General features: G+C 48.3%; 27 protein-coding genes. 16 read left to right on the plus strand and 11 right to left on the minus strand.

All coding sequences use genetic code 11. The annotated features are described in order from the left end of the window. Nucleotides 1-22: 22 nt before the first annotated feature. Nucleotides 23-466 carry a type I restriction enzyme HsdR N-terminal domain-containing protein gene (locus ACYVIY_RS05035; RefSeq protein ID WP_460975203.1) on the minus strand — a complete coding sequence of 148 codons (444 nt, stop codon included), beginning with the start codon at nucleotides 464-466 and terminating at the stop codon, nucleotides 23-25. 104 nt (nucleotides 467-570) lie between these two features. Between ACYVIY_RS05035 and ACYVIY_RS05040 the strand changes: the two genes are divergently transcribed. Both ACYVIY_RS05040 and ACYVIY_RS05045 read left to right on the plus strand, forming a co-directional pair. After that, nucleotides 571-1,341, plus strand: coding sequence for an AMP nucleosidase (locus ACYVIY_RS05040; RefSeq protein WP_460975204.1), 771 nt, complete (start codon nucleotides 571-573; stop codon nucleotides 1,339-1,341). A 36-nt stretch (nucleotides 1,342-1,377) separates the two neighbouring features. Continuing rightward, nucleotides 1,378-2,550 carry a tyrosine-type recombinase/integrase gene (locus ACYVIY_RS05045; RefSeq protein ID WP_460975205.1) on the plus strand — a complete coding sequence of 391 codons (1,173 nt, stop codon included), beginning with the start codon at nucleotides 1,378-1,380 and terminating at the stop codon, nucleotides 2,548-2,550. Here the strand turns inward: ACYVIY_RS05045 and ACYVIY_RS05050 are convergent. Continuing rightward, complete coding sequence (locus ACYVIY_RS05050; protein ID WP_460975206.1) at nucleotides 2,525-2,794, minus strand: hypothetical protein; 270 nt, start codon at nucleotides 2,792-2,794, stop codon at nucleotides 2,525-2,527. The two genes, ACYVIY_RS05045 and ACYVIY_RS05050, sit on opposite strands and share 26 nt — an antisense overlap. 429 nt (nucleotides 2,795-3,223) lie before the next feature. Between ACYVIY_RS05050 and ACYVIY_RS05055 the strand changes: the two genes are divergently transcribed. The 7 genes from ACYVIY_RS05055 to ACYVIY_RS05085 all read left to right on the plus strand — a co-directional run bounded on the left by ACYVIY_RS05055 (nucleotide 3,224) and on the right by ACYVIY_RS05085 (nucleotide 8,188). Beyond that, complete coding sequence (locus ACYVIY_RS05055; RefSeq protein ID WP_460975207.1) at nucleotides 3,224-3,700, plus strand: hypothetical protein; 477 nt, start codon at nucleotides 3,224-3,226, stop codon at nucleotides 3,698-3,700. A gap of 560 nt (nucleotides 3,701-4,260) precedes the next feature. Beyond that, nucleotides 4,261-4,893: a hypothetical protein gene (locus ACYVIY_RS05060; RefSeq protein ID WP_460975208.1), complete on the plus strand. Its 633-nt coding sequence runs from the start codon at nucleotides 4,261-4,263 to the stop codon at nucleotides 4,891-4,893. Nucleotides 4,894-5,341: 448 nt separating this feature from the next. Further along, nucleotides 5,342-5,620 carry a type II toxin-antitoxin system RelE/ParE family toxin gene (locus ACYVIY_RS05065; RefSeq protein ID WP_460975209.1) on the plus strand — a complete coding sequence of 93 codons (279 nt, stop codon included), beginning with the start codon at nucleotides 5,342-5,344 and terminating at the stop codon, nucleotides 5,618-5,620. Then, nucleotides 5,620-5,931, plus strand: coding sequence for a HigA family addiction module antitoxin (locus ACYVIY_RS05070; RefSeq protein WP_460975913.1), 312 nt, complete (start codon nucleotides 5,620-5,622; stop codon nucleotides 5,929-5,931). The genes ACYVIY_RS05065 and ACYVIY_RS05070 overlap by 1 nt, the downstream gene beginning before the upstream one ends. Before the next feature lie 379 nt (nucleotides 5,932-6,310). Beyond that, nucleotides 6,311-6,799 carry a VOC family protein gene (locus tag ACYVIY_RS05075; RefSeq protein ID WP_460975210.1) on the plus strand — a complete coding sequence of 163 codons (489 nt, stop codon included), beginning with the start codon at nucleotides 6,311-6,313 and terminating at the stop codon, nucleotides 6,797-6,799. 583 nt (nucleotides 6,800-7,382) lie between these two features. Further along, the gene (locus ACYVIY_RS05080; RefSeq protein ID WP_460975211.1) at nucleotides 7,383-7,703 is read left to right on the plus strand and encodes an ArsR/SmtB family transcription factor; all 321 of its coding nucleotides are present in this window, start codon (nucleotides 7,383-7,385) and stop codon (nucleotides 7,701-7,703) included. Then, the gene (locus tag ACYVIY_RS05085) at nucleotides 7,700-8,188 is read left to right on the plus strand and encodes an SRPBCC family protein (protein ID WP_460975212.1); all 489 of its coding nucleotides are present in this window, start codon (nucleotides 7,700-7,702) and stop codon (nucleotides 8,186-8,188) included. The genes ACYVIY_RS05080 and ACYVIY_RS05085 overlap by 4 nt, the downstream gene beginning before the upstream one ends. A 427-nt stretch (nucleotides 8,189-8,615) precedes the next feature. On the opposite strand, the gene ACYVIY_RS05090 is transcribed toward ACYVIY_RS05085, so the two are convergent. Continuing rightward, nucleotides 8,616-9,623, minus strand: a complete 1,008-nt coding sequence (locus ACYVIY_RS05090; RefSeq protein ID WP_460975213.1) for a glycoside hydrolase family 43 protein — start codon at nucleotides 9,621-9,623, stop codon at nucleotides 8,616-8,618. A gap of 493 nt (nucleotides 9,624-10,116) precedes the next feature. Here ACYVIY_RS05090 and ACYVIY_RS05095 point away from each other — a divergent pair, with 493 nt between their 5' ends. Then, nucleotides 10,117-11,370: a hypothetical protein gene (locus ACYVIY_RS05095; RefSeq protein ID WP_460975214.1), complete on the plus strand. Its 1,254-nt coding sequence runs from the start codon at nucleotides 10,117-10,119 to the stop codon at nucleotides 11,368-11,370. A gap of 69 nt (nucleotides 11,371-11,439) precedes the next feature. Here ACYVIY_RS05095 and ACYVIY_RS05100 read toward each other — a convergent pair whose 3' ends face one another. The 3 genes from ACYVIY_RS05100 to ACYVIY_RS05110 all read right to left on the minus strand — a co-directional run bounded on the left by ACYVIY_RS05100 (nucleotide 11,440) and on the right by ACYVIY_RS05110 (nucleotide 13,755). After that, the gene (locus ACYVIY_RS05100; RefSeq protein ID WP_460975215.1) at nucleotides 11,440-12,324 is read right to left on the minus strand and encodes an NmrA family NAD(P)-binding protein; all 885 of its coding nucleotides are present in this window, start codon (nucleotides 12,322-12,324) and stop codon (nucleotides 11,440-11,442) included. 94 nt (nucleotides 12,325-12,418) lie between these two features. Beyond that, nucleotides 12,419-13,333: a helix-turn-helix domain-containing protein gene (locus ACYVIY_RS05105; RefSeq protein ID WP_460975216.1), complete on the minus strand. Its 915-nt coding sequence runs from the start codon at nucleotides 13,331-13,333 to the stop codon at nucleotides 12,419-12,421. Between the two features lie 5 nt (nucleotides 13,334-13,338). Then, the gene (locus tag ACYVIY_RS05110; RefSeq protein WP_460975217.1) at nucleotides 13,339-13,755 is read right to left on the minus strand and encodes a DoxX family protein; all 417 of its coding nucleotides are present in this window, start codon (nucleotides 13,753-13,755) and stop codon (nucleotides 13,339-13,341) included. A 124-nt stretch (nucleotides 13,756-13,879) separates the two neighbouring features. Between ACYVIY_RS05110 and ACYVIY_RS05115 the strand changes: the two genes are divergently transcribed. After that, a complete protein-coding gene (locus tag ACYVIY_RS05115; RefSeq protein ID WP_460975218.1) occupies nucleotides 13,880-14,218 on the plus strand; it encodes a winged helix-turn-helix transcriptional regulator in 339 nt (112 codons plus the stop codon). Between the two features lie 172 nt (nucleotides 14,219-14,390). Here the strand turns inward: ACYVIY_RS05115 and ACYVIY_RS05120 are convergent, their stop codons facing one another. Beyond that, nucleotides 14,391-15,275, minus strand: a complete 885-nt coding sequence (locus ACYVIY_RS05120; protein ID WP_460975219.1) for an SDR family oxidoreductase — start codon at nucleotides 15,273-15,275, stop codon at nucleotides 14,391-14,393. A 137-nt stretch (nucleotides 15,276-15,412) separates the two neighbouring features. On the opposite strand from ACYVIY_RS05120, the gene ACYVIY_RS05125 reads away from it, so the two are divergent. The 3 genes from ACYVIY_RS05125 (at nucleotide 15,413) to ACYVIY_RS05135 (ending at nucleotide 16,847) form a co-directional block, all read left to right on the plus strand. After that, on the plus strand, nucleotides 15,413-16,003 hold the full coding sequence (locus tag ACYVIY_RS05125; RefSeq protein WP_460975220.1) for a Crp/Fnr family transcriptional regulator: 591 nt from the start codon (nucleotides 15,413-15,415) through the stop codon (nucleotides 16,001-16,003). 66 nt (nucleotides 16,004-16,069) lie between these two features. Beyond that, entirely contained in the window at nucleotides 16,070-16,279 is a 210-nt protein-coding gene (locus ACYVIY_RS05130; protein WP_460975221.1) for a transposase, read from the plus strand. Next, nucleotides 16,257-16,847, plus strand: a complete 591-nt coding sequence (locus tag ACYVIY_RS05135; RefSeq protein WP_460975222.1) for a transposase — start codon at nucleotides 16,257-16,259, stop codon at nucleotides 16,845-16,847. Before ACYVIY_RS05130 ends, ACYVIY_RS05135 begins: the two co-directional genes overlap by 23 nt. Nucleotides 16,848-17,192: 345 nt before the next feature. Here the strand turns inward: ACYVIY_RS05135 and ACYVIY_RS05140 are convergent, their stop codons facing one another. Genes ACYVIY_RS05140 through ACYVIY_RS05155 form a run of 4 tightly spaced genes read right to left on the minus strand, consistent with a single transcriptional unit; the run spans nucleotide 17,193 to nucleotide 18,950 of the window. Next, nucleotides 17,193-17,753: a DUF4256 domain-containing protein gene (locus ACYVIY_RS05140; RefSeq protein ID WP_460975223.1), complete on the minus strand. Its 561-nt coding sequence runs from the start codon at nucleotides 17,751-17,753 to the stop codon at nucleotides 17,193-17,195. Nucleotides 17,754-17,767: 14 nt separating this feature from the next. Further along, nucleotides 17,768-18,151 carry a DoxX family protein gene (locus ACYVIY_RS05145; protein ID WP_460975224.1) on the minus strand — a complete coding sequence of 128 codons (384 nt, stop codon included), beginning with the start codon at nucleotides 18,149-18,151 and terminating at the stop codon, nucleotides 17,768-17,770. Further along, nucleotides 18,135-18,620 (minus strand): SRPBCC domain-containing protein, encoded by a 486-nt coding sequence (locus tag ACYVIY_RS05150; RefSeq protein WP_460975225.1) that lies wholly within the window; start codon nucleotides 18,618-18,620, stop codon nucleotides 18,135-18,137. Before ACYVIY_RS05150 ends, ACYVIY_RS05145 begins: the two co-directional genes overlap by 17 nt. Nucleotides 18,621-18,626: 6 nt before the next feature. Next, a complete protein-coding gene (locus tag ACYVIY_RS05155; protein ID WP_460975226.1) occupies nucleotides 18,627-18,950 on the minus strand; it encodes an ArsR/SmtB family transcription factor in 324 nt (107 codons plus the stop codon). A 172-nt stretch (nucleotides 18,951-19,122) separates the two neighbouring features. Between ACYVIY_RS05155 and ACYVIY_RS05160 the strand changes: the two genes are divergently transcribed. Then, on the plus strand, nucleotides 19,123-20,184 hold the full coding sequence (locus tag ACYVIY_RS05160) for a helix-turn-helix domain-containing protein (protein ID WP_460975227.1): 1,062 nt from the start codon (nucleotides 19,123-19,125) through the stop codon (nucleotides 20,182-20,184). 107 nt (nucleotides 20,185-20,291) lie between these two features. Beyond that, nucleotides 20,292-21,797, plus strand: a complete 1,506-nt coding sequence (locus ACYVIY_RS05165) for a PQQ-dependent sugar dehydrogenase (protein WP_460975228.1) — start codon at nucleotides 20,292-20,294, stop codon at nucleotides 21,795-21,797. The last annotated feature ends 7 nt before the right edge of the window (nucleotides 21,798-21,804 follow it).

Genomic DNA, 21,804 nt, shown 5'->3' on the forward strand with positions numbered 1-21,804 from the left:
TCCCGACCAAAATGACAAAAAATCACTCAAACGCCGGGAAATCGTCCAGGAAGCTAACTTCGGCGGTGGAGTGGTTTACGCAGCAGCAATAGTGCGTCAGGCCGTTAGAGATCACCAGATACGGTGCACGATGTACGTGGTTATAACGGGCTACCTGGTCGAACACTGCCTGCGTTAACGGAATATGCGGAGCCTTGCACTCGACGAGTAAAAACGGCTCGCCCTGCCGGTTGAAGACGACAATATCAGTACGTTTCTGCGTCTGATTGAGCGTCAGGCCACCCTCCGAACGGATTAGGGCTTTGGGATACGCGTAGTGCGTGAGCAGCAGATTAACGATATGCTGCCGGACCCACTCCTCGGGCGACAGCCGGACGTACTTCTTCCGGATCAGGTCGAAAATGTAAGGTTTCCCCTCGACTTGCTTAGTTTTGCAATCAAAAGTGGGCAGGTTCAACGTGAGCATAACCCAAAAATAAGGAGTAAAGGGAAGAAAGGGAGGAATGGTACGAAAGGAATTTATCGAATCCTATTCCTTTTCTTCCCACTCCTCCTTTTCTCCCCCTATATATGAAGACAAAAGAAGATATCGTTCAGAACTGGTTGCCGCGGTATACGGGTACGCCCATCGAGCAATTCGGCGAATATATTTTGCTGACCAACTTTATCAATTACGTCGAGCTGTTTGCCAACAAGTTCGAGGTTGAGATTTTTGGGATAGGCCGGGCTATGCAGACGGCTACCGCCAACAACATCACCATTATTAACTTCGGAATGGGCAGTGCTATGGCCGCGACGGTCATGGATCTGCTCTCGGCCGTTTCGCCCAAAGCGGTTTTGTTTCTGGGTAAATGCGGTGGATTGAAAAAAACACAGATAGGTGATCTGATTCTGCCGATTGCCGCCATTCGGGGCGAAGGTACCAGCAACGACTATATGCGCCCCGAAATTCCAGCGCTACCATCGTTCCGGTTGCAGCGAGCCGTTTCGTCGACCATCAAACGGTACGAACTCGATTACTGGACCGGTACGGTTTATACAACCAACCGACGTATCTGGGAGCACGACGAAGTGTTCAAAGAATACCTGCGCGAAATTCGGGCGATGGCCATCGATATGGAAACGGCTACCGTATTTACCGTTGGCTTCGTCAACTCCATTCCGCACGGTGCGTTGCTGCTCGTGTCCGACAATCCGCTGGTTCCCGAAGGGGTAAAAACCGAAGAGAGCGACAAGCGCGTAACGGGCCAATTCGTCAACAAGCACCTGGAAATCGGCATCGACGCCCTGCTCGAACTCGAATCGTCCGGCGAGTCGGTGAAGCATTTGCGGTTTGAGTAAAATAGCGTTTCTTCACGCTATTCTTACCTACCGTACATGATCACTATTCAAATTGACGAACGCGACCCCACCTGTCTAGGCGTTTATTTTCCACAGGACCCCATTGGTAATGACCTGATCGGTCAGATACCCGGCCGACGTTTTAGCTATTCCCGACGTGGCTGGCTGGTGCCAAATACCCGCGAATCGGTTGTTCAGCTCGGGAAGCTGTTTGGAAAAGAGTATTGCCGCTTCGACGAAGCCGTAATCCAACTGTACAAACCAACGGCGACCCTCGCGGAAGTTGAACAAGCCACGAATCCACTTTGGCCACCTCCTGCAAAGCGAACCCGTCGTCTACCATTTCGATACGTTCCGCCCATGCGTGCATACGACCGGCACCCGGTTGTTGTGGCCCTTACCGAAGCGTTGAAGGTCGGCAACTACAGTTTTAAAACGTATAAAAACTATAAACAGGCACTGATTGCGCTGATTCGTTACGCTGGTGACAAGCCGATTGCTGAACTAAGTAAAGAGCAATACCAAACGTATTTGCTGTTTCTGATAGAAAAGAAGCGGTTAGGGAGCGCCACCATAACCGTACACATCAATGCGTACAAGTTTTACCAAGAAAAGGTATTGCAACGTGATAAAGAGTATTACGATGTAGCGTACCCTCGTCAGGCGGTAAAACTGCCAACAGTTTACAGCGTAGACGAGGTAAAAGCTATTTTCAAAGCAACTACCAGTCTGAAATACCGTACGCTTTTCAAGTTAGTCTATGCCACTGGACTACGACTGAGCGAAGTTGCGCCCCTACGCATATCCGATATTGACCCCGTTAGGCGGCTAATAAATGTGCGGGCAGGAAAAGGGCGGAAAGACCGAATTGTGATGTTCACCCAGAAGCTGGAAGCAGCATTGAGCGAATACACGACTAAGTACAAACCTAAGCGATTTCTGTTTGAAGAGCTGGAATCGGGGGAGCCACTTGCAACACGCACCATTCAGCGTGTTTACGGAGAAACTACTCGTTTTGCGGGTATTCAAAAGCGGGGCGGCATTCATACGTTGCGCCATTCCTTTGCTACTCATCTGCTTGAATCGGGACTCGACATCCGATACATTCAGCAACTGCTGGGTCACGAAAGCATCCTGACGACCATGCGCTACACGCACGTAACAGCCGACAAAATCAGCACGCTTAAAAGTCCGCTGGACGATCTATAGAGGATGGGTCGTCGGAACCGTGCCGTTGAAGCAGCGGACGAAGCTTTGCGAGGCTATAAAACTTCTGTTTCAGAATGTAACCCTGCGTAGTGCCAATCACGACACGTCGATTTTGTTTGATTCGACCACGCGAATCGAACCGATACAGCTTTTTGTCGTTTGCAAAAAAGTAGTTGGGGAATCCTTCGATGTCCCAGCACCGAATAATAAATTCGGCTTTAAGGAGGGTATTTTTATTAGTCATCCGTTTGCGTGACCTGCCCTGTTTGCTTATTGTTGCAACAGGGCGTAAGCCATTCAGCTTGTAGACGCACAAACATGGTGAAAGTCAATGCACTTAATATCAATTCGCTGATTTTGAACAAGATATTATTAAGTGAGTTGGCGTACATATACATGTTGGGTGAACCAATAGGCTAAATAGGGTACTCACACCCAACATATTTATGTACGCCTGTCTATTGGGTCGGGTATGATCCGGCAGCAGTAGCGTGGTGGGTCGGCTTGGTGCTGGCGCTAGTTGTGGACACGGTAGAGACAAGCCCGTAGGGTGCGGGGCACGGTTGACACGAGCGTCCTGTTCGATGGCGACAAACACGCCGGGCGGTGAGGAAAGGGCGACAATTCGGACTTGGTGGGCATATATACTTTAAAGCAATCAGATGAATAGAGCATGGACCTATCAGAACGAATTGATAAATTGTTAAATGATACCGCCAATGAAGACTACTGGCTTCTTACCTTGGAAGACCCCGACAATCAATATCCCGTTTTACAACGGGCCGCAGCTTACGGTCTGATTATTATCAATGAGCATACATACGAACTTACCCAAAAGGGACACGAAGCCTTAAGGGCGGGAGGCTTTGAAAAGTGGCTAAAGCTGATCGAACACCAGAATAAACCAAACCAAAATATTCACGTCGGCGGCCCCGTAATTGGTTCGCAGATTGGTCATGGCTCCTCTTTGCGAGATTTGAACAGCCAATCCCCCGCAATAAACGCAGCTCCACAACAAGCCCAGCCAAGAGAAAACCCTATCAAAAAATCAGACCATTCCATTTGGGACAAGATTAAGTATGTTTCGGTAATTGTTGGGGGTGTGAGTGCTTTAATTGTGGGGTTAGCGAAAGTATTTGGGTGGTGGTGATATTCGACTCACTACCATTAAGTACATCGCCAATTACACGCTCGTAGATTGCATAGTTCTGACTCTCGTTCATAGGCGGCATAGCCTGAATCTGTTTCATCATTTGCCGTTCCTGTTTCGTTGGCGGCTTCTGTGTTCGTTTACGCGGGTCATTTAGGCGACTTTCAGCAGTTTCCATTGTGGTGAATTTTTAGTGTCTTGTGAGTCATTCAGGCACGGTCAGCAGTGAGCTTGGTCGTGCTCTTTGCGAAGTCACCCAACAACTGAAGTGTGTCAAGGCTCGCTACGCTCACCAGACAGCACTTCACGGCGTTGGGTGCATCGCCAAAAGCGGAAAAACAACGTAGTGATTGGCTTTCGTGCGACAGAGGACGCGGCTCGACAGGCGGGCTTTGAGGTTCGTTAGGCCGCTTCGGTCGACACGAGAATCGCCCCGACTGGGTCACTTTTGGCTCGTTGGTCGGCTCCAGTCGACACGAGAAACGCCTGATTTGGTAGACTCGACATTTGTTAGGACAGTTCCCGACGACAAGCACTATTTCTGAGAAGTGAATGGACAAATGGATTTGATAGAAAGAAACTTTGACACGCCATTAGGATTAGTTAGGTGCGGTTTCAAATCTACTAAAGCCCAATTCCTAGAGACAAGAGCGTATGAAAATGGTGAATCTGAAATTTTCAATTCATTAGCGTACAGAATTGAAGTAGTTACTTTCAAAATTCGGCAACCCCTCTACAATGGTGAAACTGTCAGTGACAGTAACGGTTGGCTACTTCGGATTGAAAAAATAGCGGATGGGGCGGAGGAAATAGAATCATTTTGTGAACTCGAAGTAAAAAATGGTGATGTTGATTTTGATACTGCAACGGGCGAATCTTTAGATGCCATCGAAGCATTCAATAAAGATTGGATACTGCATATAGGAACAGAGGATGGCGAAATACTCCGATCAAGAGCTGAGCTTGATGACTGGTTTCCGCCAAGATTAAGAGACAAAGTTGATTTCTCTGTGTCGATAACTCAAATGAAAAGAAACGGCTTCATAACACATTTGCCTGATTTGAAAGTGGGTGAAAAAATCAGTATTCACTATTTAACTGCCTATGACATAAGGAACGAAAGTAAAGTAAACACTTGGCTTGCCGTGGAAGAATCTAAGCGGGCGTTAGAAAACTGGATTGGGTTGTGGTAGAGTTGTGGTAGATTCTCGCTCCGCGTAGGGTCGCTTCCTGGCGACAGGCAGCACGTCCCAAGGTGAGGCCGACAGCCCAACCAAACAGGGGTGTAAAGGCAGACGCTTCGGTTGTTTTTTCAGCGACTTCTGGGGCCATCAACCCCTGTTGGCGTTGGGTGCATAGCAAAAGATGTAAAACAACGTAGTGGTTAGCTTCCGGGCGACAGTTTACACGGCTCAAAAGTGATTTCTGAACTTCCATTGCCGGATTCGGTTGACACCAGAAACGCCCCATTAGGCAACTGGAATTTCCATTTCGGGCTTGTCGGCGACAGCGCAGACACCCCAGTTAGGCAGCTTCTGACTGGTTGCGTGGCTCCTGTGGACACGAGAAACGCTAAATTGATGTGACGCTGTTTTCTTTTTTGATTTGTAATGTGTAATATTACACGCTACAAAGCGAACCATGATTGTTAACTTCAAAAACAAAGGGCTTCAACAGTATTATGAAGCGGGCAATGGCTCCAAGTTACCCACTCAATACCTGCGCAAGATTAACCGGCTCTTCGACCAGTTAGATGCCGTAACCTCTGTCAGCGATATTCAGCAGATGGGCTCTGACATCCATAAACTTACAGGTGATTTGGCTGATTTCTGGGCTATTACTGTAACGCCCAACTACCGGATCATCTTTCGCTTTGAAGCCGGAGATGTGTACGATGTTGACTATGTAGATTACCACTGATTATGACACGCAACTTACCCCCAGTGCATCCCGGCGAGATTTTGCGGGAGGACTACATTAAAGAACGGAATTTGACGATAACGGAAGTCGCACAAGGCTTGGGCATTGCCCGTGGTAATCTGTCGGCTATCGTCAACGAGCGAGCTGGTATTAGCCCGGAGTTAGCCGTCAAATTGTCAGAAGCATTTGGCAACACGGCTCAGTTCTGGTTCAACTTACAAAAGAACTATGAGTTGTGGCATGCTGAACGCAAAGTTAACCGTTCCGCCATTCGCCATTTCAATCAGGCAGGTGGTCTACAAGCTGCCTAACATTCCGCTCCGCATGGGCAGGTTTCCGGCGACAGGCAGCAGGCTGCACAGCCAAGCATTGCAGCCCAACCGCCACCGAGTTCGCGGGCGAACGAACCCAGAAGAACTGTAAAATTGCCTTTTGAACGATACCTGATTATCAAGGAGTTGTAATTTGACAGTACATCCAAACAGGGGTGTAAAGGTGCAGGTGCGTTTGTTCAGTAGAGTACTTCGCCCACCATCAACCCCTGTGGGTGTTGGGCGGAAGCTTTAGAAACTAGGCCTCAGTGTCGATTCCTGAGTTGTTACGAGGTATTAAATGGTTTAGTAAATAACCTTTTTTGTTGCAAGTAGTTGTAGTTTAGTGGATTAACTTGCGCCTGAACGATGTACGGTTATGCAAACTCCCCTGCCAAAATTTCTTCCGTCGTTAGTATTCAACGATAAGGCTGAAGAAGCCGCCCAGTTTTACACCTCTATCTTTAAAAACTCAAAAATTCTTAATGTCATTCGGTTCGAGGAAGGGCAACCCGGTCCGGCTGGCAGTGTGTGTCTTGTTGCCTTAGAACTTAATGGACAGGAATTCCAGTTTGCGAACGGAGGAAAATCCTTCAAATTCTGCGAAGGCATGTCACTATACATGAACTGTGATTCTCAGGAGGAAATTGACGACGTATGGAATAAATTATTGGAGGGAGGAAAGGCGCAGGAGTGTGGCTGGCTGAAAGATAAGTTTGGGGTTTATTGGCAAATAACGCCGACAATTCTGTGGGATATGATGAAAGATCCTGACATGACAAGAGTCCATCGAGTTCTTAACGCCATTTACAAGATGGTTAAGCTCGATGTGTCAGCGATCAAGCAGGCCTACCAAGCTAACGGCTAGGTAGTTTTTTCAGTCGTGTATCTATAGCTTCGCGCCAGACTAAAAGTGGACAAACTGTGTTGTCTCGCTCCGGGTAGACAGTCAGACAACACGACGGACAGCTCTTCAATCCTATCGATGAGAGCGTAAAGGCTGGCAACTACGTTTATTAGTTGAAGCGACTTCTGGGACTATCAACCCCGTGGGTATCAATCCTAGTATTTATTTACGAGGTACGTCTCGGTCGACAGGCAGCGCGTCCCCTATAGAATAGGTTTGAGTCGCCAATGCGACCCCCCGCGATCCGATTCCAATTTCGGGTTTCGTCCGACAGAGTGAACACTCCGACAAATCAAGTTTAGCGTCTAGTAGTGCGACCCGGCGACAATACGAACGTTCGGCAGACAGACTCGAAATAAATTCAGCAACTTAGATTACACAGTTCGTACTGCTGGATCGAAAGTAAGGCAATTGGCGAGTCAATAGCAGGTTTAGGATGCATCCTCAAAACCGATAATTCCAACTAATCTTCTTGTTAAAGAATTTTAGAAACCGAATGGTTGCGCGTATATTTGCAACCATTCGGTTTCTAAAATTCTTCAATATGAGACGAGATATTTTTCAGGCAATAGCCGACCCCACAAGGCGGGCCATCATCGCCCTGATTGCTTTGCAGGCAATGACACCAAACGCCATTGCCGAGAACTTCAACACAACCCGACAAGCTGTTTCCAAACACTTACGCATACTCACCGAATGCGAACTGGTGAAACAGGAACAGCAAGGCAGGGAAATCTACTATTCACTTGAAGTAGAAAAAATAAGAGAGGTTGATCAGTGGGTAAACCAGTTCAGGAAAATTTGGGAAACTCGTTTCGATCAACTTGACGACGTATTATCAACCCTCAAAAAACAGCAAAGATGAACGATTTCATCGTTGACAAAACAACAAAGACAGTAACCTTTTCCAGAGAATTTAACGCCGACCTTTCGTTGGTATGGGATGCGTACACGAAGCCGGAAATTCTTGATCAATGGTGGGCACCCAAACCTTGGACTTCAAAAACAAAATTTATGAATTTTGAGGTTGGCGGCCGACGGTTTTATGCAATGGTGAGCCCTGAAGGACAAGAGCATTGGTCAATTCAAAAATACACGTCCATTAGTCCGAAAACCAACTTCAAATTGTTGAATGCTTTTGCCGACAAAGATGAAAATCCAGAATTGCCTGGCTCTGAGTGGGATTTAACGTTCAGCGAACAAAACGGGAAGACAACCGTACGTATCAGTATTTATAATGAATCGCTTGCTCGCTTGGAGAAGATGCTTGAAATGGGCTTCAAGGAAGGAACGGCGATGACATTGAAAAACCTGGAAGAGCTATTGGCAACTTTATCGCAACAAAAGTAGAGCAATAGATTGCAGTTAACATCGGCTTGGCGAAGTGGGACTGAACGTTCACGTTATTCAGTGTTGGTCGTTATAGCGGCAGTAGTACGTTTATCCAGCGGACAACTTTCAGGCACCCCACCATCGCTAAGCCCTAAACCGTTGATTGCGAATATAAACGGCCGGTAAATGCCGCTCAGGTAAGCGGCATTTACCGGATGAACCGGATGCTGTGTGTTCTGTCTGGGGGCGTTGCCTACGACAGAGTATTCACCTCGCAGGAAGGTCTAAAGCCAAACTCAGGTAAAGTTATACACGTTGAAAGCACCTGAATTCGAACAGCCAGAAGTCGTTCAGTCGACGTAACAGATCGTGCCCGGAAAAGCAATCTTGTGAAAACGCTGTTGCTTTGTTTGTCCTATTCTTGACGTCATCCTCTTCCCGAACATTAGTTGGCTGGTACGTACGGTTTACTGACTACCAGTTTATCGCCAGATAAGTCGGCTTCGAACAAATGGGGGATGCGGACGTAACGACCGTTCACGCTTTTATGGCTGTGAATGGACATCAACAGCTTGCCATCAAAAGTACGAAACAACATGCCATGCCCGTAATTGAGTGGCGTAATGGGATCTTTCTCCTGTAGCCAGGGGCCATCCAACGTACCGCTTTTCGAATACGCAACCCCCTGCGTATACACATCATAGATCCAACTGGTCCAGATCATACCCAATCGCCCGGTTTTAGTGTAGAACAGATACGGCCCATCGGTGACCTTATTCGGACGATCTTTACCAGTTTCGTCTTTCTCGCGGCTCCAGGGTGAATCGCTGGCGCGGAACAACACTTCACCTTTGCCTATCGAGCCGCTTAAGTCGGGTTTCAGTTCAATCTTTTCAATGGTGCCGTTCAGGTTCTGCAACCACTCGTAGCAATAGACCATATAAGGCTTACCGTTCTTGTCGACCCACAAGGTGCCATCCAGCGTGGGCATGTTAGCAGGCAAATACGTAGAATCCTGCATGGGAACGTACGGGCCATCGGGTTTGTCGCTGACCAGTACGTGGCAGGCCCGCCGTTCAATTGCCCTTCCCTGAACGGTATCAATTTTGACGGCCCGGTTGGTGAACGTAGCAAAGTAATAGTACTTGTTCTTGTAGGGATGAATTTCCGCTGCCCAGATCATTGGGTTAGGGCCCATCCAGGAGCTCGGGTCGGTCTGGGTAACTTTGTAGGGGCCATCCCAACGCCTGAGGTCTTTGCTTTTCCAAAGCAGGCCTCCAGTTCCGGTCATGTAGTACGTATTTGTTGGACGATCTGCCAGAATAAACGGATCGCTCAGGACTATAGAATCTATCGGGACATTTTTCCTGACCTCCCGTACTCTGTTCTCCTGAGCCTTTACAGCAAACGAAGCCAGCAGGCAGCTTATCAATGTCAACCAAGTATAGGTCATAAATCGAGTTTAAGGTTGGTTGGGAGTTGCGTGTATTGCGCCCCGAAGGGTAAGGGCTTCTTCTAAAAGAATGCCTGACAACGATTATACCTCAACCTGTTGTGGCTAACAGGTTTCTGTTGCTTTCGAACGTGAATTACGAATGCAGCTTCAGGCACAACTCACGTCAGGGTACGGTTCCCGATTTCATTCAAAAAGTTTGAATAGTCAGTAAAATGAAGTTGACTATATGGTTTTTGTTGTATTGCTTTGTATTGCAAAGTACTTTTAGTTTGATGATCGCGTATGCGGCTCACGTCGGTCTACCGTATTACGTAAAAGCAAACAGATTATAGAGCAATGTTAGACGCACACCTATAGCAGCGATAGTAACAATGCCGAAAATTGTGCTTACAACGTATTGACAGACAGATATAAATAGCCAAGCCATCCTTTCGGAGTAGGGAAGAGGAAACGTTGAACGTATTGACAACTACTTATACACTTAATTCCAATGCACAGTATCGAAGCAGAGATCAAGAATAATCTGGACAACCCCGTACAGCTCGAACAATTGTACCGGCGCAACAAAATGTCGTTCAAACGAGAGTTCAACCTGATTTATCCGGATATTCGGGAAAGGGTTTCGGCGCAAATCTGGCATGAACGCCTGAACTTTGAAGCCGATGACATTTCCTGGGGCTCGGGCGGGGATATGAATTTCGTGCTTTTGGCATCGTTCCTGGCGGGACTGATTGCGCAGATTCCTGACTTTTTCGCTATCAACCCGGAGTACTTTTATCCCCGAAACATTGCGTTCATCGTGTTCCCATTTCTGACGGCTTATTTCGTTTGGAAACAGGCCCTGTCGCTGAGAAAACTCGTTCTCCTCTCCTTAGTCTTCATTACCTCGCTGCTCTATATAAACGCATTACCCGACAATCCGAAAAGTGATACGTTCATTCTGGCCTGCGTGCACCTGCCCTTATTCTTATGGTCAATTCTGGGTCTGACGTTTTCGGGAGGCAATCTGAAGAATTTACAGGGGCGATTGAATTTTCTGACCTACAATGGTGATCTGGTGGTTATGACGACCATCATTCTGATTGCCGGTGGCGGCTTAACCGTCATTACGTTAGGGCTTTTCAAACTGATTGGCCTGAACATCGGCGAGTTTTATTTCAAGCACATTGCCATTTGGGGACTGGCGGCTGCTCCCATTGTAGGCACTTACCTGGTTCAGGTAAACCCGCAACTGGTTGGTAAAGTATCGCCCGTGGTTGCCAAAGTGTTTACCCCGCTGGTTTTTGTTACGCTGGTCACTTACCTGATTGCGATACTCTATACCGGCAAAGACCCCTACAACGACCGGGAGTCGCTGATTGTGTTTAATCTGCTGCTGATTGGTGTGATGGCACTCATCGTGTTCTCAATTGCCGGAACGGCTAAAAATTCAGAAAACCGATTCGTTACGTTTATGCTGTTGGGGTTGTCAGTCGTGACCATATTGGTCAACGGTATTGCGCTTTCGGCCATTCTGTTCCGAATTTCGGAATGGGGGATTACGCCGAACAGACTGGCAGTTCTGGGAGGTAACCTGCTTATTTTGACTAATCTGCTGCTGGTAACGTACCGATTAATCAGGACCATGAGTGGCCGCAGTACAATCGAAGCCGTTGAACTAAGCATAGCCTCTTTTCTGCCCGTTTATAGTGTATGGGCAATTGTGGTCACTTTCTTTTTTCCGGTACTTTTCGGATTCAAGTAGGCGAAATACAGAACGTTTTTACTGACGTTAGGATTCATCCCCCAACATGAAGATGTTGAGGGATGATTGTTATTCTTTGTGAAAGACGGCGGCAAATTCCGGGGCAAAATCTTCCAGTTTGACACGGCATAGTTGGGGCCTGTGCTGTTCGTAATCGGCCAGTAAGGCGCCACTGTGCAGGCTGGCACCCATTTCCACGAAGTTAGCAATTACGTGGGCGGGCATCCCGCTCTTTTCCATCCCGTCTTTCATCTGCTCATCAGTCAGGACTAGCCACGCTAAGTCCGGTTTGCCAATTGCAGCACCTACGATCTGGGCGATTTCGGTACCAGTACGCTCATCACTGGCGACGTACCGTACGGTTTTTCCGGTCGAAGGCCGGACCAGTTCTTCCGCAGCGACGGCGGCAATATCGAGTGGCGAAACCAAAGCGATCCTGTCATCACCCCCGTAGTTGGCTCCTATAAAACCCCCTCCTTTGATCATGTCTATAAAGCCGAACAGGTTGTAATAGAAATAGCCAGCCCGTAGGTACGTAACGGCTACATTGGGCAGCTCATTCAGAATCGATTCGGCATGATAAGCGCCCAGAATAAACCCGGTGTCCTTCGCTAAATGGGCACCGTAACTGCTCAGATGAACAACTCGTTCGACGCCCGACTGAGTAATCGCCTGCACGTAGTTCGTGCTCAATCGGCGGTAATAGGCGACCTGATCGGCCTCGGCAAAGTTAGGCGGCACCATCGTAAACACAGCCTCCGCGCCGGTAAACGTAGCGTTTAGAAAATCAGTGTCTTCCAGGGTGCCAATAGCTGCCGTAGCTCCCAGCGCTTCGATGTCTTTTTGCTTTTTGGTGTTGCTACTGATTACCGTAACGGCATGGCCTTTTTGTACTAAGTCCGTTGTCAGCGGTTTGCCCACATGACCTAACGAACCGGTTATCACAACCTTCATAACGAGTTGGCGTTTGTTTGTCAGGCAAAAGTCGAAACGCCAGGCTCGATTTCTGTAGCAGAATCTCCGATTGTTGTAGCCGTTTCTTAGCCGATCAGGTAAACGAACGACGGAAGTCGACCGGGGAAATGGCCGTTTTGCTCTTGAACAATTTGCTGAACGACTGCGAGTGCTCAAAGCCTAATGCGTAAGCGATTTCGCTGACCGATAAATCGGTAGTCGATAGTTTTTCTTTTGCCTTCTCGATTAGTTTGTCGTGGATATGCTGCTGTGTGCTTCGGCCGGTCGATACCTTAAGCAGGGTACTCAAATAATTGGGCGATACGTTCAGGGCTTCGGCAATGGATTGAACCGTGGGCAACCCGTTTTCAACCAATGCATCGCTGTTGAAGTAGTCGGCAAGAATCGCTTCCAGCCGATCGAGAATTTTGTGGTTCGTGATGGTGCGGGTCAGGAACTGACGATTGTAAAACCGGTCGGCGTAGATCAGTAGTAGTTCAAGCTGAGCGATAATCACGCGCTGGCTGAACGCATCAATGGCTGAATGATACTCCTGCTCAATGGTTTTTATGATGCCCGTAACCATGGTTTCTTCCTGTTCTGAAAGGTACAGGGCTTCGCTAACTGAATAGCTGAAATACGCGTACTGCCTGATGGCTTTGGCCAACGGCGTATTCCATAAAAAATCGGGGTGAACAAACAGCAGCCAACCCGAATGATTTACTTCTTCGTCAGCCTCAATGGAAAATACCTGGCCAGGCGCGAGAAACAGCATGACCCCTTGGTCAAAATCATACGCCTGCTGACCGTATTTCATCTTGCCCGTAAAATTCCGTTTAAGCACGATGGAGTAAAAATTATACGTAATGCTTTTGGGATACGCAGCAGACACATGTTTCAGCGCGTCGAAACTCATTACGCTGACCAGCGGGTGCTGTGGTTTGGGAAGCCCCATGAACTGGTAGTATTCAGTTATGGTATTTAGGCGATGAGGTTGCGTGCTTTTCATGGCTGCTACGTCTGTTTTGCGGCTATCGGCGCTTTTCTGAGTCTGCCCCAGGCTACGAAAGCCGCAATACTGGCAAAAACAATATTTACCCCAATAACGGAGGTCTCTCCTCTTCCAATATGGAAAATACTGGCGCAGACCATGAGTACAATAACGCCAATAGCTGCTATAGGAGTGAGATTCGGTTTGATACGTACTAAAGAAGGGAGTATTAACCCAATCCCCCCCAATAGATCGACCAATCCCGTGAATTTAACGAACGCGGCCGGAACTTGACCGGCCCACGGCCACATAGTCGAGAGGTTGTCGATAGGTTGAATCAATTTCATGCTGGCTGCCCAAACAAGACTGGTGGCTAAACTAACCTGTGCTACCCATAGCATGTTATGAATTGTCCGTGAATACGTTTGCTGATCAATCATTTTTGCGGATTTTTATGAATGAAACAAAAGTATTCTGCGTTGCTTTCTCGCAGAAAGCGCTATCCGTTTTGGGAAGTACTAGCCAGGAAGATAGTAATGGAGAAATCGTGATACAGACGAAAAGATGCTGACAGGAGAAGGTTGCCCGAAGACGATTCTTTCCATTAAAGATGCGCTGGAGGCTGTGGAAGGAAAATGGAAGTTGTTGATTTTGTTTGCCTTGTCTTCAGGCCCCAAACGCTTTAAGCAACTGGCCAAAGAGGTCAATGGTATAACCGACAAAACGCTATCCAAAGAACTGAAAAGCCTGGAAGCGAACCGACTGATAACAAGGGCTGTTTACGACACCTTTCCACCTACCGTAGAATACGCCATTACACAGCACGGAAAGTCGCTCGAAAACGTAATCAATGAACTCCATTATTGGGGGTTGTCACATCGCCAATTAATTATCGGGAAATAGCCGGGTAAAGCCTGTCGATTCGTGATCGTGATAACGTTGATGTATGCCTGCGAGCTAAACGATTTCTCCGGCTGTAGTTGACGATACACATCATCCCACAGCCGGAGGCTAAAACGATCCTGAAAAAGTTCTACACAGAATCAGTGTGTGCTAACTGGAAATAGGTGTGCGATCAGTTTTCGAAGTAGTGCCCAATCTCTAAATCCTCGATCAGGCCGGGATGGATGGGCTGCCAACTGAGTTGCTCTCTCGTTTTGGCGCTGGATGCCGGACTATTGATGACAATAAACCGGCTCATCCAGCCGAAATGACCAGCCGCTTCGTCGGGAGATACCGACACAACCGGCAGGTTCAGGTGGTGGCCAATTACCTCGGCAATCTGGCGAACCGGGATGCCTTCGTCGGCTACGCCATGGTAGCGGGCACCAGCCACGCCCTGCTCCAGCGCCAGCCGGAACAGACGGGCCGCATCGAGCCGGTGTACGGCAGGCCAGCGGTTGCTACCGTCGCCTACGTAGGCCGACACGCCTTTGTCGCGGGCAATGTTAATGAGCGTAGGCACAAAGCCCTGGTCGCCCCGATCGTGTACTGAGGGCGAAAGTCGAATGACCGACGCCCGCACGCCAAGCACGGCCATTGCAAGACCGATTGTTTCCGAGACTCTCGGATCCGCCGGGGCGGGATCGTTTTCGGTAATGAGCTCTCCAGTCCCTTTGAGCCCTGCGGTGCCGGCCGTCACAACAAGCGGGCGGTTAGAACCGGCCAGTACCGAGCCCATAGCCTCAATGGCAGCTTTATCAGTGAGGCCAGCGGCTTCATACTGGGAAAAATCATGGATAAACGCCGTGTGGATAACCCCATCAGCATTGGCGGCACCTTGTTTTAGGCTGTCCAGATCTTCCAGGCTGCCCCGCACTACCTCGGCACCAGCCTTTACGAGCGCCTGCGCCGACGCATCGGAGCGAGCCAACCCTATTACCTGATGCCCGGCTGCCCGTAATTCCTGGACAACAGCGGAGCCAACAAACCCGGAGGCTCCTGTGACAAATACACGCATAACTATAGCTGGTTTTGTGAAATGACCCTACAAAGCTAGGGGGGAGTAGTGCGGCTGACCGAGGTCATTTGACGCAATTTTTGGAGTGCTTTTTAGCTAACTTTACACTAGCTGCCATTCGTAGCCTTCTTTTCGCCATGTTCGAAGACTTTATACGTTACCTCCGACAGCAGTTGCCAACAGTAACTGCTGAGCAGATTGAGTTGATCCGGTCAGTCACTGTAGAGCGGAAAATGCGCCGAAAGCAATATTTGTTACAAGCCGGGGAGGTGTGTCAATACAAGATATTTGTGATCCGGGGCTTACTGAGGACGTATCACATCACCGAAGATGGGCATGAATACGTAATGAAGTTTACGACTGAGGAAGGGTTTCTCACGGATCCAGAAAGCTATACGCATCAGACGCCCTCTACATTCTGCATCGATGCGCTGGAGCCTAGTGATGTATTGGTGTGGCACCACGACGATTTTGAGGGGTTACGGGCTACAATTCCGGAACTCAATTCATTTGCCGAACAGATGATTTCCCGCAGCAGCATCGACGCCCAGAAGCGAATCCTGCTGAACATCAGTTCGACGCCAGAAGAGCGATACCTCCACTTCATTAATACGTACCCCGACACCTTCCGGCGGGTGCCGCTGCATATGGTAGCTTCGTATCTGGGCGTATCGCGGGAAACGCTCACCCGCATCCGGCAGGGACTCTTATTAACTGAGAAAGCTTAGAACGTGTTTGGGAATTGAGAAAGGTTGAGAGCCGTGCCAACTTTGTAGCGACCAAGCAGCAAAGTGATGACCAAACAGTTCAGCAAACTGACCGACCCTCAATGGGCCGCAATTTCGCCTTTTTTCAATCTCAAACGCAAGCGAAAACACGATCTACGGCAAATGGTCAATATCATTTTATGGCTGTTGCGAACGGGCGCCCAATGGCGGAATCTACCCGAAGAATGGCCTAACTGGCAGGCCGTTTACTACTATGGCTCCGGCCACCCGGTTTGAGCAATGGAAACAGGATGGCACCTTCGAGCGAATCAATTTAGCCTTGAATCAGCTGGATCGAAAACGAGTCCAAAAAGAAGCGTATCCGTCTGCATTGTGCATTGATTCACAGAGCATTAAACTGAATCCTATGATCTGCGAAGACCGAGGTATAGATGCCAATAAACGAGTCAATGGTCGCAAGCGACAACTTGTCGTTGATACTCAAGGCCGACTCTGGGTGGCGACTGTTCATGCCGCCAATCAAGCCGATGGTCCTGCTGCTATTTCGCTGATTGGGGATATACTTTGGCGAGTGGGCGAACGGCTAGAAAAAGTGTATGGCGACCAGTCGTACAACGGAGTTTTTGCCAAAGCCCTAGCCAATTGGAGTATTGATTTCGAGAAGGCATCGCGGCCCGAATCAGCCCAAGGTTTTGTGCCTGTCGCTAAGCGCTGGGTGGTCGAACGCAGTATTGCCTGGACGAATTACTTTCGTCGCATCGTCAAAGATTACGAGTATACGCTATCATCTTCGGTCAACTGGCTGTATCTGGCTAATATTCAACTCATGCTTCAGCGGATATAGCCCCATTACAGAAGATAATTCCCCAACACGTTCTTAGCCGCTGACTTTTGTATGTCGATCGGCAGTTTAGTGAGCATAAGGTCAAACCGTTTCTTAACGGCTACAGAAAACGGGATAAATTCTCAAACTTTATTGATCCGTGAGCAAGTCCGTGAAGTTTGTAATTGGTAACTATAGTGTTGGGCCAGCTTAGGCAACTTCGGTAGGTCAACAACTTTATGGCTTAGTTCACGGATCAATAAGAGGTTTAGAGACCTGCCTGCTACGTCGCATGAAGGCTTTTTAATAAGCTCATCAGTGGTTCTCAATTATCCTGAACGGTGTAACGTAGCGGTATGGGCGGCATCAGACCCTGAGCGAACCGCGGAAGCCTCTGGCGGCATAGTACGACTCGGCTCCGTTGTGGTATGTAAAAATGGTGTCGTAGCGACGGTCGCAGAAAAGGGCACCGCCGAGTTTTCTGATCTGGGCCGGTGTTTGCACCCAGCTCGATGTTTTCAAATCAAACTTCCCAAGTTGCTGCAACGCCCGGTATTGCTCTTCGGTTAATAGCTCAATGCCCATTTCGGCCGCCATGTCCAGGGTCGTATTGGCCGGTTTGTGCTCCTTCCTCGATTCCAACCCAGCCCGGTCGTAACACACACTCCGGCGACCTTTGGGGCTTTCCGCTGAACAGTCGAAAAAGATGTATTCGCCCGTCGTGGCATCGTACCCAACTACATCCGGTTCGCCTTCCGTTGTCTCCATATCATCCAGCGCCCACAGCTTTTCAGGCTTAGCTTCCAGCCGGGCCTGTACAGCCGCCCAGTCCAGCCCTTCGTGGCGGTTCCTATTTTTTTCAAAACGAGTTTTCAACGTTGTGAGGAGTTCTTTCTGACGGTCGGCTGGTAATTGCTTTTGGCTCATGATTTTGGTTGGGCTTATTGAGTTATGAAACTGAGTTTTCTCTTAACAGGTCTGAAATACCACGACACTACCGTCAGGATAAGCAACAATACAGGACCAAAATTCTCGACGGCACCGTCTCCACTGGCGATATGCGACACGACTGCACCAACCATCGCAAAGAAGAAGCCTGCGTAAGCCCATTCTTTCAATAAGGCGAATCCAGGCATGAGCACCGTTGTAACGCCCAGGATCTTCCAGATTCCGAGAAGTGGCAGGAAATAGGCCGGATAGCCCAGATGGGACATTTTATCAACCTCTTCGTCCATGCCCATTAACTGGACTATGCCGGTCGAGGCCATTCCCAGTGCAAGCCAGATTGTGGAAACCCAATAGATGATTTTAGTGCGCTTTGTCATGGTGTCTTCCTTTGTTCATTAGGTCCTGCAATCGATTATGAGCCATGTTGATTCCCTGAGCGAAAGGCATCTGCAACATCTGGTCTCTGAGCGCGACAGATTTGTAGATGATGTGCATGGTGAGTTTGCTGGTGCCCTCGGTAAGCGATTCAAACTCCAGGAATTCAAGCTGGACCGCAAACGCGGGTACGTTCTCCATTTCGAATGTCCGCGTGATTTTCTGGTTCGGAACAAACTCGTGGATTACCCCACTGAAACCGTGTTTGTTGCCCCGCGGGTCCGTCGTTTCAAACTGCCAACTACCGTGCTTTCGATTGTCGAGTTTAAGTACTTTGGTGCCCATCCACTGCTCAACAATCTCCGGCTCTACGTACGCCTTGAACAGTAATTCCAGCGGCAAATCAAACTCCCGGGTGATGAGGATTTCCTGTTTGCCGTCTTCGGCAGCCACTTTCGTTTTGAGCTCCATACAAGTTTACTTTTTTGAGTCGTAGTTCTTCATGATGGCTTCTAGTTTGTTGAACCGGTCGTCCCACATCTGGCGGAAGGGTTCGATAAAGTCGGCGACTTCTTTCATCTTTTTCGCATTAATGTGGTAGTAGATTTCGCGGCCATTTTGCTGCTGGGCGAGCAGTTCGCACTCGGTCAGAATTTGCAGGTGCTTAGATACAGTTGGCCTGGCCGTATCGAAGTTGGCAGCAATGGCTCCGGCCGTCATGGCCTGCGAAGCGACCAGCAAAAGGATGGCCCTTCGGGTTGGGTCGGCAATAGCCTGGAATACGTCTCGTCTTAAATTCATCGCGTAGTCATTTGACTACAAATATACGTGTAGCTATTTGACTACGCAAGTATTTTTACGTTTTAATGAAGCGATTTGCGCAGAACATTTTGCGATTCACCATCATTACGCTTGGCTCAGCGATGTACATTCCACCTATATTTACTAGAAGTAATCAAAACTAAAACCTACGATGGGCTTTGGTGATAAGCTGTTATTCTTCTTTAGCGCCTTAGGAGCGTTTAATGGCCTTATTCTGGGTATCTATTTTATCTTTTTTACCACTAAAAAGCCTCTCTCCGGTTACTTGCTGGGAGCCTTACTGTTGGTACTGAGCATCCGGATCGGAAAGTCGGTCGCGTACTTTTTTGATTACAATCTGTCTAAGCAGTACCTACAGATTGGTTTAACTGCCTGTTTCTTTATCGGCCCGTTTTTGTATTACTACGTTAAATCCGAAACGCAACAGATCAGAAAACTACCAACGTCCTGGGCCTGGCAGTTAGCAGGCTGGCTTTTGGTTATTGTTGCGGTGGGTGTTGCCTATCCTTACGAACGGTTTCCGCAGGTATGGGGCCAATATCTGGTACCGATTATTTATCTGCAATGGGGTTCATACATCGCGCTTTCTATTCTATTGCTGATTCCTATTCTGAAAAAGATAGCCAGGAAAGAGCCCACAAAACCGTTCGAGCACTGGATTCTGGTGATATGCAGTGGTGTGTCTATCCTGTTCGTTACGTACGTGTGGGCAATTCTAAATATTACAAAAGGCAGTTATATCAACGGGGCCATTTGTTTTTCGTTGATCATCTATCTGGTCGTGTTCGCCTTATTGTATCGCCGGAAAACGAATGATTTATCGGCCTTCGCTACGCCAAAATATGCCGACGCAAGACTTGATGATGCGGATGTACAACTGGTAATAGGGAAATTGCTAAGGGTAATGGCGGAAAAGGAACTCTTCAAAAATCCGAATCTGAAAATAGGCGATGTTGCCAAAGAGATTAATGTTACTGTGCACCAGCTATCGCAGGTATTGAATAACAACATTGAAAAAAATTTCGCCCTATTTGTTAACGAATACAGGATCAACGAAGCCTGTAGAATTTTATCCTTATACCCCAACTTAACGATAGAGGCCATCGGCGACGAAGTTGGGTTCAATGCGAAGTCGACCTTTTTTGCAACCTTCAAGAAAGTTAAAGGCCTCAGTCCCAACGCCTACCGTCAGGAGCACACTCCAGATTTATAAAGTAGTACTACGGAAAAAGGGTTGCTGTACCTTCTCGCAGAACGTATCCCAGACATTTGAGACCAGAATGATGCGCACTCATTTTGACAATCAAAAGGTACTTTCAAATGAAAACAACACTCTTACTCGTAAGCCTACTGGCCACCTTTCCGGCATTTTGCCAAAACGCACCCAGCGAAAGACAATTGATCGAAAACACGATACAGCTCTATTTTGATGGCTGGGCAACAGGAGATACCACGAAACTTGGCAAAGCCATGCACTCTTCCTGTCATTTGAAGAATTATACAAATGGAAAATTTACGGAGTTTTCTAGAGCTCGTTATCTCAGTTTATTCAAGCCTCACGAACGGCCCAAAAACCTGCGTACCAGCATTGTCTCCCTGGACATAACCAACAATATGGGCAGCGCAAAAGTGGAAATCAGCACGGAGCGCGACGTATTCACCGATTACTTTACCCTCATGAAAACCGATGAGGGTTGGGTAATTGCCGATAAAGTATCCACCCGGACACCCCACAGAACCTTTGTCCTGAACCGCATACAGCCGCAGAAAGAAGTGGTTTTAGAAGGGTTGAAACGTCCCTGGAGCATGGCCTTCATCTCGGAAGAGGAGGTGCTGATTTCTGAGAAGGAAGGTGATCTTATACAGTACAATCTGGCCAGAAAAGAAAAGACAAGAATAACGAATTTTCCAGCCGACCTGGAAGATAGCTTGCGTGGTTTCGGGGATAATACGGGCAAGTTCGATGTCCTGCTGGACCCGGATTTTAAAAACAACAAGTACATCTACCTGTCTTACGCTGCCAAAGCGACCAATGGCCGAACCACCAAAATTGTCAGGGCCGTACTTGACCATGAATCCTTACAGCAGATCAAGGTGCTCTTCGTGGCGGAACCTCATAGCGACGAGCGGGTTCATTATGGGGGCGGAATGCTCTTCGGGAATGATGGGAAGCTCTACTTTACTATCGGCGAGCGGCTATTTACCGAGAAAGACGAGCCAACTCTTCCTATCGCGCAGAACGTAGCGGATCGAAGAGGAAAAATTTACCGGATAAATCCCGACGGAACCATCCCGAAAGACAACCCGAATTTTGGCGATAAAGCGGTTCCCGGCCTATACGCTATAGGCATCCGCGCAGCGCAGGGATTAGCCTTTGATAGGCGTACCAACAAAATCTGGTTCAGCGAACATGGTACGCACCAGGGCGATGAGATCAACGTATTGAAAGCGGGGGCTAATTACGGCTGGCCTATGGTCACAACCGGACAATACCGCTTTGCTGAGTTTAAACCAGCGCCAATTCCTGGGCATGTTTATACAAACCCTGCCTGGTCATGGGCGCAAACCGTAGCGCCCACCGGACCGCATAGCTACGCAGGTGATGAATTTGCCGCCTGGAATGGAAACTTACTCGTAGGTGGATTATCGAAGGGTAGCGTATGGCGACTGACACTCGAAGGTGAGACCATCAAAAGTGCCGAAGAACTATTTACGGACGACCGGTTAAGGATACGAAAAGTAGCCCAAAGCCCAATGGGCAAGTTGTATCTGCTATCGGATGAATTAAATGGTAAATTGATCAGAATAAAGAACGGAGCATTTTAACCATCCG

Source organism: Spirosoma knui (assembly GCF_054780635.1).